General features: G+C 50.4%; 16 protein-coding genes. All 16 read right to left on the bottom strand.

All coding sequences use genetic code 11. The annotated features are described in order from the left end of the window. The 16 genes from CLOSYM_RS17285 to CLOSYM_RS17210 all read right to left on the bottom strand — a co-directional run bounded on the left by CLOSYM_RS17285 (position 1) and on the right by CLOSYM_RS17210 (position 15941). Complete coding sequence (locus CLOSYM_RS17285) at positions 1 to 810, bottom strand: TlyA family RNA methyltransferase (protein WP_021643103.1); 810 nt, start codon at positions 808 to 810, stop codon at positions 1 to 3. After that, entirely contained in the window at positions 807 to 2696 is a 1890-nt protein-coding gene (gene dxs / locus CLOSYM_RS17280; protein WP_003499937.1) for a 1-deoxy-D-xylulose-5-phosphate synthase, read from the bottom strand. Before dxs ends, CLOSYM_RS17285 begins: the two co-directional genes overlap by 4 nt. Before the next feature lie 75 nt (positions 2697 to 2771). Then, entirely contained in the window at positions 2772 to 3653 is an 882-nt protein-coding gene (locus tag CLOSYM_RS17275; RefSeq protein ID WP_021643102.1) for a polyprenyl synthetase family protein, read from the bottom strand. Between the two features lie 2 nt (positions 3654 to 3655). Further along, the gene (xseB, locus tag CLOSYM_RS17270; RefSeq protein ID WP_003499933.1) at positions 3656 to 3922 is read right to left on the bottom strand and encodes an exodeoxyribonuclease VII small subunit; all 267 of its coding nucleotides are present in this window, start codon (positions 3920 to 3922) and stop codon (positions 3656 to 3658) included. A 28-nt stretch (positions 3923 to 3950) separates the two neighbouring features. Continuing rightward, the gene (gene xseA / locus CLOSYM_RS17265; RefSeq protein WP_003509442.1) at positions 3951 to 5165 is read right to left on the bottom strand and encodes an exodeoxyribonuclease VII large subunit; all 1215 of its coding nucleotides are present in this window, start codon (positions 5163 to 5165) and stop codon (positions 3951 to 3953) included. 3 nt (positions 5166 to 5168) lie between these two features. After that, on the bottom strand, positions 5169 to 5684 hold the full coding sequence (gene nusB, locus CLOSYM_RS17260; protein ID WP_003499929.1) for a transcription antitermination factor NusB: 516 nt from the start codon (positions 5682 to 5684) through the stop codon (positions 5169 to 5171). A 434-nt stretch (positions 5685 to 6118) separates the two neighbouring features. Then, complete coding sequence (locus tag CLOSYM_RS17255; protein WP_021643101.1) at positions 6119 to 7018, bottom strand: dihydrodipicolinate synthase family protein; 900 nt, start codon at positions 7016 to 7018, stop codon at positions 6119 to 6121. A 66-nt stretch (positions 7019 to 7084) separates the two neighbouring features. Then, positions 7085 to 8038, bottom strand: coding sequence for a Gfo/Idh/MocA family protein (locus CLOSYM_RS17250; RefSeq protein ID WP_021643100.1), 954 nt, complete (start codon positions 8036 to 8038; stop codon positions 7085 to 7087). Between the two features lie 42 nt (positions 8039 to 8080). Next, entirely contained in the window at positions 8081 to 8536 is a 456-nt protein-coding gene (locus tag CLOSYM_RS17245) for a NanQ anomerase/TabA/YiaL family protein (RefSeq protein ID WP_021643099.1), read from the bottom strand. 82 nt (positions 8537 to 8618) lie between these two features. Next, entirely contained in the window at positions 8619 to 9542 is a 924-nt protein-coding gene (locus CLOSYM_RS17240; RefSeq protein WP_021643098.1) for a sugar phosphate isomerase/epimerase family protein, read from the bottom strand. Between the two features lie 113 nt (positions 9543 to 9655). Next, entirely contained in the window at positions 9656 to 11149 is a 1494-nt protein-coding gene (locus tag CLOSYM_RS17235; protein ID WP_044902720.1) for a tripartite tricarboxylate transporter permease, read from the bottom strand. A gap of 81 nt (positions 11150 to 11230) precedes the next feature. Further along, on the bottom strand, positions 11231 to 11692 hold the full coding sequence (locus tag CLOSYM_RS17230; RefSeq protein ID WP_003499921.1) for a tripartite tricarboxylate transporter TctB family protein: 462 nt from the start codon (positions 11690 to 11692) through the stop codon (positions 11231 to 11233). A 26-nt stretch (positions 11693 to 11718) separates the two neighbouring features. Continuing rightward, the gene (locus CLOSYM_RS17225; RefSeq protein WP_009296774.1) at positions 11719 to 12768 is read right to left on the bottom strand and encodes a Bug family tripartite tricarboxylate transporter substrate binding protein; all 1050 of its coding nucleotides are present in this window, start codon (positions 12766 to 12768) and stop codon (positions 11719 to 11721) included. Positions 12769 to 12886: 118 nt separating this feature from the next. Then, positions 12887 to 13933, bottom strand: coding sequence for a hypothetical protein (locus tag CLOSYM_RS17220; protein ID WP_242828696.1), 1047 nt, complete (start codon positions 13931 to 13933; stop codon positions 12887 to 12889). Positions 13934 to 14155: 222 nt separating this feature from the next. Continuing rightward, on the bottom strand, positions 14156 to 15157 hold the full coding sequence (locus CLOSYM_RS17215; protein ID WP_021643092.1) for a LacI family DNA-binding transcriptional regulator: 1002 nt from the start codon (positions 15155 to 15157) through the stop codon (positions 14156 to 14158). Positions 15158 to 15320: 163 nt separating this feature from the next. Then, a complete protein-coding gene (locus CLOSYM_RS17210) occupies positions 15321 to 15941 on the bottom strand; it encodes an MBL fold metallo-hydrolase (protein WP_003499917.1) in 621 nt (206 codons plus the stop codon). Between the last annotated feature and the right edge of the window lie 164 nt (positions 15942 to 16105).

The raw sequence follows: 16105 nt of genomic DNA, 5'->3' as shown, positions 1-16105 counted from the left end.
CTATTTATCAAGCTCGCTGTGAGCCGCTTCCACAACCTGAGCCGGGTCTACCGTTACGTTATCATAATGTTCTCCATCCCTGTGATTCTGAAGGTGGAGTAAATATTCGATGTTCCCCTCCGGCCCCTTAATTGGGGAAAATTCCAGGTTCAGCACCTCAAAACCGGCCTCCACGGCAAAATCAATCACCATGTTGATCACTTCCAGATGGGTGCTTTTCTCCCTGACTACGCCTTTCTTTCCGACCTTTTCCCTTCCGGCCTCAAACTGGGGCTTGATCAGACAAACAATCTGTCCGTCCTCCGCCATCAGCTTCTTCACCGGAACCAGCACTTTGGTCAGGGAGATGAAAGAAACATCTATGGATACAAGCTCAATTTTATCATTAATATCCTCCGGTGTCACGTACCGGATGTTGGTTTTTTCCATGCAGACGACACGCGGGTCATTTCGAAGCTTCCACGCGAGCTGCCCGTGGCCCACATCCACGGAATAGACCTTTACGGCCCCATTCTGGAGCATGCAGTCGGTAAAGCCGCCTGTTGACGCCCCCACATCCATACAGACCTTTTTGTCTGTCAACACACCGAAATGGATCATGGCCTTCTCTAATTTCAGTCCTCCGCGGCTGACATACCGGAGGGTTGCTCCCCTCACCTCAATTTTAGCCGTCTCCTCAAATGAGGTGCCCGCCTTATCTTCTTTCTGGTCATCCACATAGACGATGCCGGACATAATGATCGCCTTTGCCTTTTCCCTGGACTCTGCCAGGCCCTTTTTGACAAGAAGGACATCTAAACGTTCTTTCATCTGTTTTCCTCCGAACCCGGAAATTCACTCTTCAGTTCATTCTTTAATTTTATCAGGATGGAATCGCTGTCAATTCCCAGATCGCTTCTCAGCTTGGAGACATTACCATGCTCCACATAGGCATCCGGCAGCGCTATATTCACCACCCGGATGGCGGGATAATGCTTCTGTACATAATCGGTAATCCGCTCGCCGTATCCGCCGCGGAGCACATTTTCCTCCAGCGTTACGATACAGCGGTGGTTCCTGGCTAAATAATCCACCACATCGGTATCCACGGGCTTGATAAAGCGGCCGTTGACAAGGGTGCAGGAGTGCCCCTCCTCTTTCAGCTTCGTCCGTATATGTTCCGCGGTGCTGACCATGCTTCCCACAGCCAGCAGCGCAATCGAATCTTCATCGTAGAGAATCTCACTCTTTTTATATTCCACGGGAGCCAGGAACTCTTTCAGTCCTCTGTATGCCTGGCCTCTTGGATATCGGATCGCCATCGGTCCTTCATAGTCCACCGCAAATTGCAGCATTTCTCTCAGCTCCCAGAGATTCTTGGGCGCTATTACACTCATATTCGGGATCGACGACAGATACGTCAAATCGAAAATGCCCTGGTGCGTCTCCCCGTCGCTCCCCACAAGTCCGGCACGGTCCACGCAGAACAGTACCGGCAGATTCTGGATACAGACATCGTGGACTATCTGGTCATAGGCGCGCTGAAGGAAGGAAGAATACACCACCACCACAGGCTTCAAACCGGCTGCCGCCATTCCGGCCGCCGATGTCACCGCATGTTCCTCCGCAATTCCCACATCGAAAAAGCGCTGCGGATACAGCCTGGAAAAACGCTTTAAGCCGGTTCCGTCGGGCATGGCCGCAGTGACTGCCACCAGCTTTTCATTCGTCTCGGCTATCTTGCAGATTTCCCTTGAGAATACATCCGTGTAAGACGGATATAACTTCTGTCCCAGCGGTTTTCCCGTCTCTATGTCAAAAGGCTCCACGCCGTGAAAGCTGGACGGATTTCTCTCCGCCGGCCTGTAGCCCTTTCCCTTTTTCGTCATCACGTGAATCAGGACGGCATGGTTAATCTTCTTTGCCTCACTGAAAATTTTGGCCAGTCCCTTTACATCGTGGCCGTCAACCGGCCCCAGGTAGGTGATTCCCATATTCTCAAACCACATGCCGGGTATCAGGAACTGCTTGATGCTGTTCTTCGTCCTGAGCAGGGTATCCACCAAATCATTGCCTATCATCGGAACCTTCGCCAGAGTCCCCGCCACATTCTTCTTCAGCAGGTTGTAGCCTTCGTCGGCCCTCAGATTGCTGAGATACCGGGAAATTCCTCCCACATTCTCGGATATGGACATCTTATTATCGTTCAGGACAATGATAAAATTCTTCTTCAGGCGCGCCGCATTGTTCAATGCTTCATACGCCATGCCTCCGGTCAGTGCCCCGTCTCCGATTACGGAAACGATTGAATACTCCTCGCCCAGCACATCGCGGCCCTGGGCCATGCCAAGCCCGGCGGATATGGAGGTGGAGCTATGTCCCGTATCAAAAGCGTCAAAGGGACTTTCCTTGCGTTTGGGGAAACCGCTCAGGCCTCCGTACTGCCGCAGGCCGTCAAAATCGTCCTTCCTTCCGCTTAATATCTTATGGGTATAGGACTGATGTCCCACATCCCAGATAATCTTATCCTTCGGAAGGTCGAACGCCAGATACAAAGCAATCGTAAGCTCCACAACGCCCAGGTTGGAAGCCAGGTGACCGCCTGTATGGCTGATTTTTTCTATTAAAAACGAGCGGATTTCTTCCGCCAGCTCTCTTAATTCCGTCTCATTAAGCTTCTTTACATCATCGGGTCCATTAATTTTATCTAAAATCATGGCTTTTTCCTTCTATATTAATTACGGTTCACGGCCATAGCCCGCCGCTGTGCGGCAAAGCTGTGAACCGTAATTTTATTTTTCTCTGCTTACCAGTACCTTTATCAGGTCCTCCAGGAAATCATTGCTTCCCGGGAGAGAATAGAGGATATCGACAGCCGTCTCCGATAATTTTTCCACATCGCGTTTGGCTTTCTCAATCCCTTCCAGGCTCACATAAGTTGTTTTATTATTTTTTTCATCGCTGAGAACCGGTTTTCCCAGCACCTCCTGGCTGCTTGTCACATCCAGGATATCGTCCTGGATCTGGAAGGCCAGTCCGATGGCTGCCGCCATCCGCTCCACCGTCTCACACTCTTCGTCGGATGCGCCCGCCATAACGGCGCCGATCACCATTGCCGCTTCCAGAAGCGCGCCCGTCTTCAGCCGGTAAATAAAGTCCAGCTTATCCTTTGGAATCAGCTTGTCCGTCAGCTCCACATCCACAGTCTGACCGCCGATCATGCCGTAAATTCCGGTCTTCTGTGCCAATATCCCGATGCACTTTCCGACTCTCTGCGCATTATCCGTCATCTGGAATGCCCTGGCAGCCGTCTCGATCGCATAGATGAGCAGGGCATCGCCTGCCAGAACCGCCATATCATAGCCGTAAACCACCCAGGTAGTCTTTTTCCCCCTGCGGTACTCATCGTTATCCATACACGGAAGGTCATCGTGAATCAGGGAAGAGGTATGAATCATCTCGATCGCGGCCATAAAAGGTTCTATCTCTTTGCCTGTTCCGCCGAAAAGACGGTAGACCTCCCTCATCAACAGAGGGCGCAGACGCTTGCCGCCTGCCTTGACGCTGTAATTCATCGCCTCAAAAATAGTCTTCTGATGGCCCTCCTCCGCCGGCAGATACGAGTAAACTACCTGTTCCACTTCCTCCGTACTTTGTAAAAGCTGTTCGTTCATCACTATCTCACATCCTCCGTGTTATTGCCATTCAGCACCAGAATCTGCTTTTCCACCTTGTCTATCTTTCCGCCGCAGGTTTTTACCAGCTTCATTCCGGCCTCATAATATTTAAAAGAATCCTCCAATGAAACCTCACCGTTCTCCAGATTTCTGATAATGCCGTCCAGCTCGGTAAATATCTCCTCAATGGAAAGCTTATCAGCCGGGGCTTCCTGTGTTTCCCCCGCCTCGTTCATCACTGCTTCGTCTTTTTCGTTTCTATCCATTTGGCTCACCATTCTTTTATCCTTTTTATTATATACCGCTTTTCTCAGCCTTCACCACTTCCGCTTCAATCCGGCCGTCTAAGACGCGTATCAGCAGATGATCACCGGCTTTCACCGACTCTGCCGATTCCACCCTTTTTCCATCCTCCCCGGTAAGAAAGCCAAAACCTTTGCTGATCTTCTCAAGAGGGGAAAGGCCGTGGAGGCGTCCGCTTAAAAGTGCCAGCCTGTGCTTTCTGTCGGTCAGCTTCTGTTTCAGCAGCCGTTCCATCCTCTCCTCGGCATCGGCCAGCCGCTGACGCTTTTCATTGAGCTGGCGCTCCGGATTATAGAGCCTCAGACGCAGCCTGTACTGCTCAAGCCGGTAGGCCGCCATCTCCTTCCTGCCCGACAGCGCACGGTAAAGCTTCTGTCCTGCTTCCCTCAACTGGCCTTCGAAAAGTGCATAATCAAACACTGCCAGTTCTGCTGCCGCGGAGGGGGTCGGCGCCCTCAGATCCGCCACATAATCTGCGATTGTCACATCCGTTTCATGGCCTACGGCGGATATCACCGGCGTTTTGCAGGCAAAAATTGCCCTTGCCACTGTCTCCTCATTAAACGCCCATAAATCTTCAATGGAACCGCCTCCGCGTCCTACGATCAGTACATCAAGCCCCATCGCATCCAAGGTCTCGATCCCCCTGGCGATACTGGACGCCGCTCCTTCTCCCTGCACCTGTGCGGGGCATAGCACCAGCTGCACGTAGGGATTCCGCCTCCGGGCTATATTTATGATATCGCGGATTGCCGCTCCCGTACTGGCAGTCACGATACCCACCTTCATCGCGTATTTCGGAATCGGACTTTTGTATTCAGGGGCAAACATGCCCATCTCTTCCAGTTCGTTTCTCAGCTTTTCGAACCTTTTAAACAGGTCCCCCGTGCCGTCCAGTGTAATCTCGGCGGCATAAAGCTGGTACCGTCCGTCCCTCTCGTACACCTCAACGCTTCCCTTGACAACCACCTGCTGCCCTTCCTCCAGCACGAAATTAAGCCCGCGTCTTTTCCCGGCAAACATGACTGCCTGGATAGCCCCCAGGCCGTCCTTCAGTGTGAAGTAAATATGTCCCGATGAATGGTATTTGCAGTTCGACACTTCCCCCTTCACCGAGATACGGCTCAGGGCAAAATCCTGGGCGAACATATTCTTGATATAGGCATTGACCTGCGATACGGAATATACACTTGCCGCTCTTGCCATAGCCTACACCAGCTTCGCCAGAATCCCATTGACAAATGAGGGGGAGTCGTCTCCGCCGAATTTCTTCGCCAGCTCTACCGCCTCATTAATCGCCACCTTCTCGGGCACATCCTCATCATACTGGATTTCAAAGAGAGCCAGGCGCAGGATTGTAAGCTCCACCTTGCCCATCCTCTTTGTCGTCCATCCCTTTGCGATCTCATTAATCCGGCTGTCTAAATCAGGAATCTTCTCGATGATACGCTCCACCTTATTCGTTACATACCCTCCGTCAAACACGTCAAGGGCCGGGCTGTGAAGGATCTCACTCTCTCCGCCGGGGGCGCTTACCTCCTCCACCGGCTCGGTAAAATACTCTTCCATCTGCTCCTTCGTCTCGCCTTCCGGATAAAAGTCAGCGCAGAACAATAGTTTAAAACAATGCTCCCGCAATTCTCTTCTGGTCATTTCATGTCCTCCTGATTCTATCAATTTATCCTTTGTATCTGCCATCCCCGTCTGTCCTGACGGCAGTCTCATAAGGCGGTACCGCCAAAAATCGGATATTATTCTAATTTATCATTATAACGTAAGATGTGGAATTTCACAAGGGGATGGAAAATAGTTTTCCACTTTCAAACAGCGAAAACACCTCGCGGAATACATCATGGCTGAACTGTTACACTTTCTATTCTTCCCTGTTTTTTCACCTGCGGGGAGAAAATGTTGAGGGAGGACGCGTCCGGAACGGACCAGATCTGGTGTGGTGAATGGGATTGGCTGAGTCTTCATCCCCTGTGGGGATGTTAGTCCAATGTCATGATGTTGCCCGCCCGCTTGCCGTACTGACATTGCACTCTTTTGAGTTTGCAGCAGTGCTAAGCCCGTGGCCATACTTACAAAAAACAGGCGCGGAATTCATTTACTCAATTCCGCGCCTGTTTTTTTACCTCGACCGGTAAACAGCCAACTCCTTATATCCCGCGATACCTCAGCCTCTCCATTGCCGCAATCAAATTTTCCTCCTGTTCCGGAGTCAGATTTTCCATCGGCCTGCGCATCTTAGTCGTCGCAATGATTCCGTCCCGTTTTAGCATTACTTTGTATGCTGCAATATTATTGTTCTCGCAGAGCGTTTCATTCAGAAGATTTGTCCTGTGCTGCCATTTGGCCGCTTCCTCATAATTTTTCTCCTGGAGAAGCTGCCATATCTTCTTATAGTAAGCCGGGATAATCTGGGCGTTTCCGGAGACTACCCCGTCGCCTCCCATCGCCGAGACGGCGGCAAATAGATGATCCGGCCCGACCAGCACGCTGAACTGCCCTCCGTTTATCCGAAGCATCTGCTGGATACGCGTCATATCCGGATAGCTGTACTTAATTCCCACTATGTTGGGACAGAGCCGGCTGCATTTCTCTGCTGCTTTGGGACTTATGTCATTCACCGCACACTGCGGGATCGCATACAGGTAAACCGGGAAATCCTGCGGGACGCTTTTTGCAACAGTTGTAAAATAATCAACCAGCCCCTGATCCCTGACGGAGAAAAAGGCAGGTGTCACAACTGCAATGCCGTCTGCGCCGATTTCGGCCGCATGTTTTGCCAGTTCCACCGTATCCCTCAGATTCCATGCACCCACGTGTACAAATACCGGTACTCTTCCAGCTGCATGCCGCACAACTGTTTCCGCCACCAGCCTGCGTTCCTCAACCGACAGATACATCATCTCTCCCGTGGTTCCGCATGGGTAGATAGCCTGCATGCCGCTGTCAATACAGTGATCGGCCAGCCTTTTTAAAGACATTACGTCGATCGCATCTTCCTGCGTAAGAGGTGTTACGATCGGCACTACAACCCCATATAACTTTTTCATCCCTCAATCTCTCCTATCTTTACAGGACGGTGCTCTGCAGTACTTCGTTCTACGGCCAGAGCCAGTTTAAGCGCCATCAATCCGTCCGCATATCCCACCGGCGGCTCCGTTCCATTCAGAATCGCGCCTGCAAACGCTTTCACGCATAATCTCAACCGGGACGGCTGCTTCAATAACCGCCTGGGTGCCCTTATTTTCAAGTCCCGCCTCCGGCTCCCGTATCCTCGAAGGCTTCTGCCAGGTAAAATCACGCCCGTTTTCAGCGCTCACCATATTCCGGTCCCCTCTCACTTCCACGCTCTCCATCCCGTATCCGCATACCCAGGAGCCCAGCGCGCCGAATGTCATACTGGCCACACAGCCGTTCACAAACCTACCATTCACTGCAAACATATGCTGCCCCGGCTGTTTCTCGTATTTGTAAGCATATACCTCATCCAGTTCGCCGATCAGGTATCTCGCCAAATCAAAAAAATGGCAGCAGCCGACGCGGAGAAGATCTGTTTCGTTGGAACGGTATCCTCCGATAAACTTCGCAATAAATGCGGATGGGGCGCCGAATCCTTCCGACTCAATTGCCAGCTTCATATCCCGGTAGGCCAGGTTGTACCGCTTATTGAAGGAAACGCCTATTTTCCTGTGATGTTTTGCGGCCGCCTCCTTAAGCATCAGCAGATCGGGCAGCTCGGTGCCAAGCGGCTTTTCCGTATACACATGAAGCCCCGCCTCAATACACTGCCTGGCCAGAGCCGCCTGGATCCCTGCAATGGTAATGATAAAAGCAGCGTCCGCATCCACCTCGTCAAGCATACGGCCCGCATCCTGATAAGAACGGGACAGCCCCAGCCGTCTCGCAGCAAAATCAGCCCGTTCCTTATTTTTATCGCAGACCGCAACAACTTCGATTTCATCCAGGTAAGATATCGCATTGTGGATCATGTTGACCGCCTGCTCCCCGCATCCGAGCAGCACGGCGCGGAGTTTCTTTTCCGCTTTTTCTATCCCCTCATATAAATACATACACCTTCTCCTTTAAATTGCCGTAACGGCAGAGGCCAACGCTTACCGCTTCGTTTCCACCGGAAGCTTCAGCACAATCTTGCGGTACTTTTCCCCTTCTTTCCCGGCCATTCCCCGGCACCTGTGGGCGTCCTGGGGAAACAGAATATAGAACATGCCCTCTGTGGCAAGAATTTTCTTTCCGCCTCCCCTGTAAAACTTGAAATCCGTCTCCGGATCGTATTCCGTCTCCGCTTCCAGCTCAGACGCTTCCTCCCACTCAAATGTCTCCCGCCCCTCGAATACCATCTGCACATCCAGATATTTTTCATGTGTCTCCATCCGGTCTTTGCCGATATCGGAGGTCACTCCGATTTGAACCATGGCGTAGATACCATGCTCCGCCTCATAGCGGCCTTCCGGCTTATCCAGGAGCGTATTGACAAACGTCATCCCTTCCTCCAGATTCGAAACAAGTGAATTATACATCCGGTAGTTTTTCATATAATCAAGTATCATCTCATTCTCCTCCTGCTGCCCTGTTACTATCCACAGCCACGCTGAAAAGCGCGGTTCTGCAAACAGTAACCCGCTTTCTTAATTAATACGAGAGGCCTGCCAGGTCAAACGCTCTCATTAAAAATCCGCGGATGTCTCTCTCTCTCTCCCAGAGTGCGTCTCCCATATGGCTGCGCACTTCCACGGCTACGTGGGTGTTTGTTATTCCCTCCGCCGGATTTCCCTCAGCAGCACGTTTTAATAAACCGGCGGCTATCTCAGGAGTCAGGTATCCCCAATTCTTATAATGTGGGGCTCTCCCCACCTCCATATGAAAATCGCCATAGTATGGATGAGACGGTTCCGTCACACAGTTGCAGATATGAAACTGCGCCATATAAGGCAGGGCCGCCTCCAGCGATTCCATCAGGCCGATGCCTGCAAGAGCCTCATGGGCGCTGTCCCAGTGCAGGTAGAAATTGGGACAGATCTTTTTAAGCACGCCGAACCATTCCGCCACCTCATGGATCGGTCCCATCAGCTGTTTCTTGTGTACATACCGATCCAGCGGCTCCAGCGTCAGATGCAGGCCGTCATATTCCTTCGCCGCCTCTGAGATACGGCAATAGGAATCAAAAAGCGCTTTTTTCGCCTCTTCCCGCTTTAAATCACCCGGATCATCTCCTGATGGAAGGCCGACAATCGCAGTTCCGGCTTCCGCTGCAATTTTCATAAGCTCCACCGCGTAACCGACCGATTTTCCCCTCAGCTCCCTGTCCGTGGAGGACAGATTGTATCCTCTTTTTATGATATCAGGCGATGCCCACTCGGTAACCTGGTAGCTCTTTTCCCGGGCAATCCGCCTCACCTTGGCGATATTCTCCTTCTGGAAAATAACCGGCAGTTCAATTCCCTTGTAAAAATCAATATTCTTCACTTCCTCCAGCATCCCGACGAGAAAATCCTCCCGGTCCGCCACCGGCATAAAGATTTCCAGCAAATGGATGGATGGCAATATATTCTGCATCTGTTACCTCTTTCTTATAACTTTTTATACGATAACCTGCACGCCCCGCGCACAGGTCACCGCCATCAATAAATGTTTCCTTCATTCAGACTGCCTGAATGCCTGAACTGCCGCTAGCTTTTCTTTTTCCTTCCCTTAAATTCACTGATTACGGGCCAGCCGATTGCCAGCAGAATCAGTCCTACCAGAAGCATGGAGATCGGTGTTGTGAAAAGGCGCATCAGACTCCCTCCCGACAGCATCAGAGTACGTCTCAGATTCGTCTCGCACATGCCTCCCAGAAGCAGCCCCAGCACCAGGGGCCCCAGCGGGTAGTCGAACTTGCGGAAGAAAAAGCCGAGGATACCGGCAATAAACATGATAATTACATCAAAATAGCTCCGGTTCAGCGAGTAGGCTCCGATACAGCAGATTAGAAGCACCGCCATCTGGATATACTCATTTTTTACGCTCAGCAGCTTGATACAGACCTTTGCCGAGAGCAGTCCCAATGGCAGGATAATGATGTTGGCAAGCAGCATGATGATGTACAGGCGGCAGACGAAGTCGCTGCTTTTACTGAGCAGCGTGGGACCTGTCACCATTCCGTACATAGTCAGAGCGCCCAGAAGCACAGCCGTGCTGGAGTCCCCGGGGATGCCCAGTGCAAGTGCCGTGGTCAAAGCACCGCCAATCGACGCATTGTTCGATGCGCATGTCGTCGCAAGACCTTCAATCGAGCCGTCTCCGTATTCTTCCGGGTGTTTGGAAACGCGCTTGGAAACATCCCAGGATATCAGTGCGGAAATGTCCCCGCCGGTTCCCGGAACGATTCCGACTACCACACCGATTATCGAACCGATAAAAGCCGGAAGCGCCATCCTGCGATGCTCCGCCTTAGTCGGAAGCACACGAGCCTTTTTACCGACAACGGCAATATCTTCTTTCTTGCTTTCCTTTACATTTTCAAATATCTGGTACAGCATCTCCCCGATGCCGAACAGGCCTATTAAAACCGGGATAAAAGAAATTCCGTCAAGCAGCGCCACATTGCCTCCTACAAAACGCTTGCTTCCCAGCATCGGATCAAGGCCTATAGTGCTGAGCAGGAGGCCGAGTGCGCCGACCACCAGCCCTTTCGCAAGAGCGACATGGGAAATGCTGATCATCATGGAAAGGCCGAAAATGGCAAGCCAGAAGTACTCCGCCGAACCGAATTTCAGGGCAAAGCTGGCCAGAGGTTCACAGGCAATCATCAGGGCCACGGTGGAAAAGATTCCTCCCATGACGGAATAAATCGTGTTGACCCCAAGCGCAAACCCGGTTCTGCCCCGTTTGGATATTTTATATCCGTCAAAGGTGGTTGCGATGGAGGCAGGTGTCCCCGGCGTATTGATCGCAATTGCCGATATCCCTCCTGAAAAAATGGCGGAATTGTATACGCCGAGCAGCATGCCGAAGCCATTGACCGGATCCATCTTAAACGTGAGGGGCGTAATCAGGGAGACAGCCATCACCGAGGTCAGGCCGGGCAGGGTTCCCACTACCAGCCCCATCAGTACGCCCATTGTGATACAGAACAGGCAGCCGGGAGAAAATGCAGTTTGTATTGCTGATAAATAATCCATATAGTCACCTCATTAACCGTGATTGTGATTTCTGTCCCAAAGGCCATGAACACCGGCATTCATGGCCGCCGCTTCTGTCCGTCAGCAAATATTCAAATTCACTTTCAGCAGGATCGTAAACACAAAATACAGAGCGCCTGTCACTGCCGCTGAATAGATAATAGAGAACAGAAGTTTTTCTCTGAAGACCATACAAAGCAGGAAGATAAAAATGACCCCTGCCGCCAGAAACGGCACATATCTCCAGAGGATTAGAAAAAGCGCCAAATCTGACAGAACCAATATCATTCTTGTACAGCCCTGCTTTCCTTCCGGTGTGGAAAGCGCGCCTTTAAAGGGCTTCTCAGATTTAAAAACGGACTGAACCATAATAATCACAGAAAGAATCAGTATTGCTATACATACTGCATTCGGAAACATCTTCGGTCCCGGATCCCCCATCGCAGAAGCCGATTTCAGCGTGGCATTGGAAATATACAGCGTGATACCGGCTGCCGCCGCAAATAAAAAACCTACTATCGTATTTCCTGTAATCTTCTTCATTTTCATTCTCCTAAAAATTCGGACGCTTACTGACCAATCTTAAGGTCCGAGATCAGCTCGGAATAATAGGTATAATCCGCTTCCGCCATGGCAAGGAATTCATCCGGCGTATAATAAGTGCTGTCACAACCTCTGCCTTTGCAAAATTCAATATAAGCGTCGCCGGCAAATACATTCTTCAACGCATCCACTAGGATCTGCTGCTTTGCCTCCTCAATTCCCTTCGGGGCAAGGAACCCTACCCAGCAGACTACATTGATGTCATGCCCCTGTTCCCTGGCCGTCGGTGCATCAGGAAGAACGGAGCTTCTCTCCTCGCTGAAGGAAGCAAGACATTTAAAATCTCCCGATTCCACATAGGAATATCCCTCACAGGTACCGACCACAACAGCATCGATCTCTTTGCCCAGCAGCGCCGTAACCGCACCGGTAGCTCCGTCATACGGCACATGGTTAATCTCGATTCCCGTCTTATCGGCCAACACACAGGCGGCAATATGCCAGATCGAGCCGATTCCGGAGTTTGCCACGCGCACCTTGCCGGGATTCTCCGTACAGTAATTGATAAAATCTTCCAGCGTATCATAGGGAGCGTCGGCAGGCACATAAAGCGCCGCCGGCCAGGACATGCCGCAGCCCAGCAGCTGGACATCCTCCGGAGCCAGCTGTGCATAGCCAAGCGCCTCTATCATGGAAAGCTCCACCGGAGCCGTACCGATGGTATAGCCGTCCGGTTTGGAATTCATGACAAACTGCATTCCCACAGAGCCGGAACCGCCCGTCTTATTATCTACTGTGACCGTCCAGCCGTTTCCATCCTGCAGGCCCTGGGCCACCTGTCTTGCCAGTGCATCACTGCCGCCTCCGGCCGCCGCATGACAGATAATATTAAGCGTATCTTTCGGAAAATCCACGGCTGCCGCCGGTTCTTCCCCCGCCGGCTCTTTCTCAGATGCCGCCTCCGCTTTTGTCTCGGGAGCCTTCGTCTCAGCGGGCTTTGCAGAACTGCATGCCGTCAATCCAACCATCGCTGCTACACACAATACAGGAACCATTTTTGCCATTCTTTTTTTCATTTTTCTTCTCCTTTTTTATTTTCTTTTATGCTGTCCCACGTGCGGACAACTGTTGTTTTTCTCTGTTTTACTGCTGCTTCTTTACTGCTGCTTTTTACCGATATTATTTCATCTGTCCCTACAGACTGCAGCGGTACCTCACAAGCTGCGCCACCCCATGATTTGCAGCTATTATCTCAGCGCTATCTTTCCATTCGTTTACAATAATCTGTGCCGGTGCCTGCCCCTTGTCAATCACAGTCTCCGAACGGACAGACAGCCTGTTTTCTTCTTCCCTGTTTGGATTAAAACGGTACAGGGACAGTTGCATTCCGCCTCCCCTGCTTCCTGTTATCAGTCCGGGTCCTCCCAGAAAACTGCCTCCCCAGAGCACATGCCCGAAATCTAACGGCAGTTCCAGCGCCCTCTCATATCCGCCTGCACCTTGTTTGAAAATAACGGCTTTATCGCCATGGAATCCTTCAATTATGGCAATTTCATCCATTCCGTCCCCATCCAAATCGTAACAGACAATATCACTTACCGGTACGTCCAAAATCTGTCTCGTCTCCCAGGTTCCGTTTTTGCGTGTTGTCACAAACGCTCCTTCGCTTCCTCCATAATAGAGATTGTCATAACCCGATTCATTTTTCCTGATAAACATTGCATGGTGTTTATAAATCCCGTCCCGGACCCGTTCAAAGGACGAGACGCCTTCCTCCGGTTCGTACCGGCCGATTTCCATACTCCCCGAAGTGGACCAGTCATCCGAACAATCCTTGTGCTTACAGAGCTTTCCGGCCGCAATAAAATTTCCGTCTTCCTCCGTAAGCTGTGCAATCCGGTGTACATAGGGAACCTCAGCCACCGTCTTTCGCCGTGATGCGGCCCAGCCCTTCCCGGTCCGCTCAAGCTCTGCCTTCACGATCTTCGCTCCAGCCGAGTCAAACACCGGGTAAAATTCTTCGATACAGAGAATTGCCCTCTCCTGCGCCGCTCCCAGCACTGCCATCACGCCTCCCTGGCATCCCTGAAGCTCACTGATTTCCTTCGTCATGCTGTGGACTAAATACAGCTCGCCGCCACGGTTTTCAGAAGCTGCCGCATAGTACAGTTCCTCGTCCAGAAGAATCTCCCCTACCGCATAAAGTCCGGGGATCTGTTCCATCAGGATCTCTTTCTCCACCTTCAATTTCTTTCATCCCTCCCTGATTTGTTTACACGTGTAAATTCTTAAATAAAAAATAAAGAAAATATTGATTATTGATCCATCATGGTATTTACACGAGTAAATATATTCTTAAAAACAATAGCTTCAGGTTTATCGTTACGATTCACGGCCCTGCCGAACAGCGCCGTTCCGTGAACAAAACACCTCACGGGATGTTACCTGAACAGTAACGGTTTATCATCCGCTATTGCCTTCTACTAAAAATACGGGAATCTTTTTCGTCTTGATTCCTTCTGCATCTGCGCCGTGAATCAGATAGTCCACCACGGCCTTTGCTACGTCTACCTTTGAAAAGCCTGCCGTCGTCAGAGACGGGCTGGCAATTCCAGCCGAAGACGTATTATCCATTCCGGTGATCGACACTGTCTCCGGGTTATAAAGCTTTACTTCCTTTAAATATGTCATTATCCGGATTGCCAGATAATCATTCCCTGTCACGAATGCAATCCTTCCCTCTTCCTTAAGACTGCGGCGGCAGATTTCCTCCGCCTTTTTCATAATGTCCTCATAATACTCATTGTCATAACAGATTAACGTCTCTTCCACCGGGCGTCCATAATGTCTCATTGCATCCTGATAGCCTTTAAAACGGAAGTCAGCGCTTTCCCAGTAGCTGAGCTTAGAGCGGTACGGAGGGAAAAATGCAATTCTCTCATGTCCTTTCTGAATCAGACGTTCCGTCAGCATATAAGCCGCTTTGCGGTAATCCACCTCAATGCACTTTACGCGCGGATCCAGATTATCATAATGATGCGCCTTGTATAGGGCAACCGGGATATTGCTCTTTGCAATCTGGTTAATCTGTTCGGTGCTGTAAATACTGGTTGCCAGAAATATTCCGTCCAGCCGGTGATCCACAATGCCATTCAAAAATTTATCATCCTGATGGCTGGTGCATAAAAACAAACTGTAGCCATTCTCATAGGCATATCTCTCGCTGTAGAATGCAATCTCGGCAAAAAGTTCACTTCGGATATCGTCGCAAATGAGTCCTAGATTATTCGTCTTTTTATTTTTCAGGCTCCGGCCCATATAATTGGGCTGATAATTCAGCTTTTCCACCGCTTTTAATACTGCGGCCCTTTTTTCTTCACTTACATAATTCGATTTGTTTAATACATAAGAGACTACTGCAGGAGATACCCCTGCCAGGTCAGCAACATCTTTTCTGGTGGCCATATTTTATACCTTCTGCACAAATATTTTTTTATTTACACGTGTTTATATATAAATTAACACAATGGTTTTTAAATGTCAATAGCGAAACCCCGGAAATGTGGTTTCCGGGGTATGCTTTCACTGGTGGCGGTAACCCGTGCGCGGTGCCTGCAGGTTACCGTTGTTAAAATGTCATTGCCGCAGTCTGTCTCGGCATGTCCTTCGTAATTTCGATAACGTTCTGATACCGCACTACATTCTGGCATAATCCCAGGTATTCGTTGACCGAACCCAGCACATCAAAGCCAAAGCCCATTCCACGGTAATGCATGGGAATCACCACATTGGGAGTCACGTACTCCACCAATTGACGGGCCTGGGCCGCATCAATCGTGTAATAGCCTCCCACCGGTATCATTAAAACATCCAAATCTTTCAGCATTTCTCTCTGTTCTTTCGGCAGTTCGCATCCCAAATCTCCCATATGGGCAATTCGGAATACTCCGTCATCCAGAATATGTATCGTACTTTTGCCTCTCAGGTCACCCTGCTTTTCATCATGGTAAGTGGAAATTTCCTGAATCCGAAACGGCGACGCCACATTCCTGTTTCTGAGTGTTACTGCCTCACGGAAGTTATGGTCCGAATGCTCATGGCTGCATAAAACCTCGTCGGCTTCGATTCTGAGCGGTTTTAATCCGGGAACTTTTCCGTCTGCATATGGATCAAAAACCACGGAATATCCTCCGGACTCCACCTTAAAACAGGAATGTCCCAGCCATGTAATCGTCAATTTCTCATTCATCCTATCATCTCCTCTCATTTCCTGTACCGGCGTTTCGCGGTGCTGCCGCGGTACATTACTATCATACCCAATTTTCCCCATCATTGCAATCATTTGGTAACAGTTCATGCTGTCTGAACTGCTACTAAAGCATATGGAGATTTAGTTAAGCAGGTGAGGACGCC

Source organism: [Clostridium] symbiosum ATCC 14940, assembly GCF_000466485.1.
Lineage (GTDB): Bacteria > Bacillota > Clostridia > Lachnospirales > Lachnospiraceae > Otoolea > Otoolea symbiosa.
This window is presented reverse-complemented; position numbering and strand designations above follow the sequence as displayed.

Excerpts from the sequence above, each read along its gene's own strand:
- CLOSYM_RS17255 (WP_021643101.1), bottom strand. The coding sequence starts at position 7,018 with ATGAAAAAGTTATATGGGGTTGTAGTGCCGATCGTAACACCTCTTACG.
- CLOSYM_RS17250 (WP_021643100.1), bottom strand. The coding sequence starts at position 8,038 with ATGTATTTATATGAGGGGATAGAAAAAGCGGAAAAGAAACTCCGCGCC.
- CLOSYM_RS17245 (WP_021643099.1), bottom strand. The coding sequence starts at position 8,536 with ATGATACTTGATTATATGAAAAACTACCGGATGTATAATTCACTTGTT.
- nusB (WP_003499929.1), bottom strand. The coding sequence starts at position 5,684 with ATGAGACTGCCGTCAGGACAGACGGGGATGGCAGATACAAAGGATAAA.
- xseA (WP_003509442.1), bottom strand. The coding sequence starts at position 5,165 with ATGGCAAGAGCGGCAAGTGTATATTCCGTATCGCAGGTCAATGCCTAT.
- CLOSYM_RS17225 (WP_009296774.1), bottom strand. The coding sequence starts at position 12,768 with ATGAAAAAAAGAATGGCAAAAATGGTTCCTGTATTGTGTGTAGCAGCG.
- CLOSYM_RS17215 (WP_021643092.1), bottom strand. The coding sequence starts at position 15,157 with ATGGCCACCAGAAAAGATGTTGCTGACCTGGCAGGGGTATCTCCTGCA.
- dxs (WP_003499937.1), bottom strand. The coding sequence starts at position 2,696 with ATGATTTTAGATAAAATTAATGGACCCGATGATGTAAAGAAGCTTAAT.
- CLOSYM_RS17275 (WP_021643102.1), bottom strand. The coding sequence starts at position 3,653 with ATGAACGAACAGCTTTTACAAAGTACGGAGGAAGTGGAACAGGTAGTT.
- CLOSYM_RS17210 (WP_003499917.1), bottom strand. The coding sequence starts at position 15,941 with ATGAATGAGAAATTGACGATTACATGGCTGGGACATTCCTGTTTTAAG.
- CLOSYM_RS17240 (WP_021643098.1), bottom strand. The coding sequence starts at position 9,542 with ATGCAGAATATATTGCCATCCATCCATTTGCTGGAAATCTTTATGCCG.
- CLOSYM_RS17235 (WP_044902720.1), bottom strand. The coding sequence starts at position 11,149 with ATGGATTATTTATCAGCAATACAAACTGCATTTTCTCCCGGCTGCCTG.
- CLOSYM_RS17285 (WP_021643103.1), bottom strand. The coding sequence starts at position 810 with ATGAAAGAACGTTTAGATGTCCTTCTTGTCAAAAAGGGCCTGGCAGAG.
- xseB (WP_003499933.1), bottom strand. The coding sequence starts at position 3,922 with ATGGATAGAAACGAAAAAGACGAAGCAGTGATGAACGAGGCGGGGGAA.
- CLOSYM_RS17230 (WP_003499921.1), bottom strand. The coding sequence starts at position 11,692 with ATGAAGAAGATTACAGGAAATACGATAGTAGGTTTTTTATTTGCGGCG.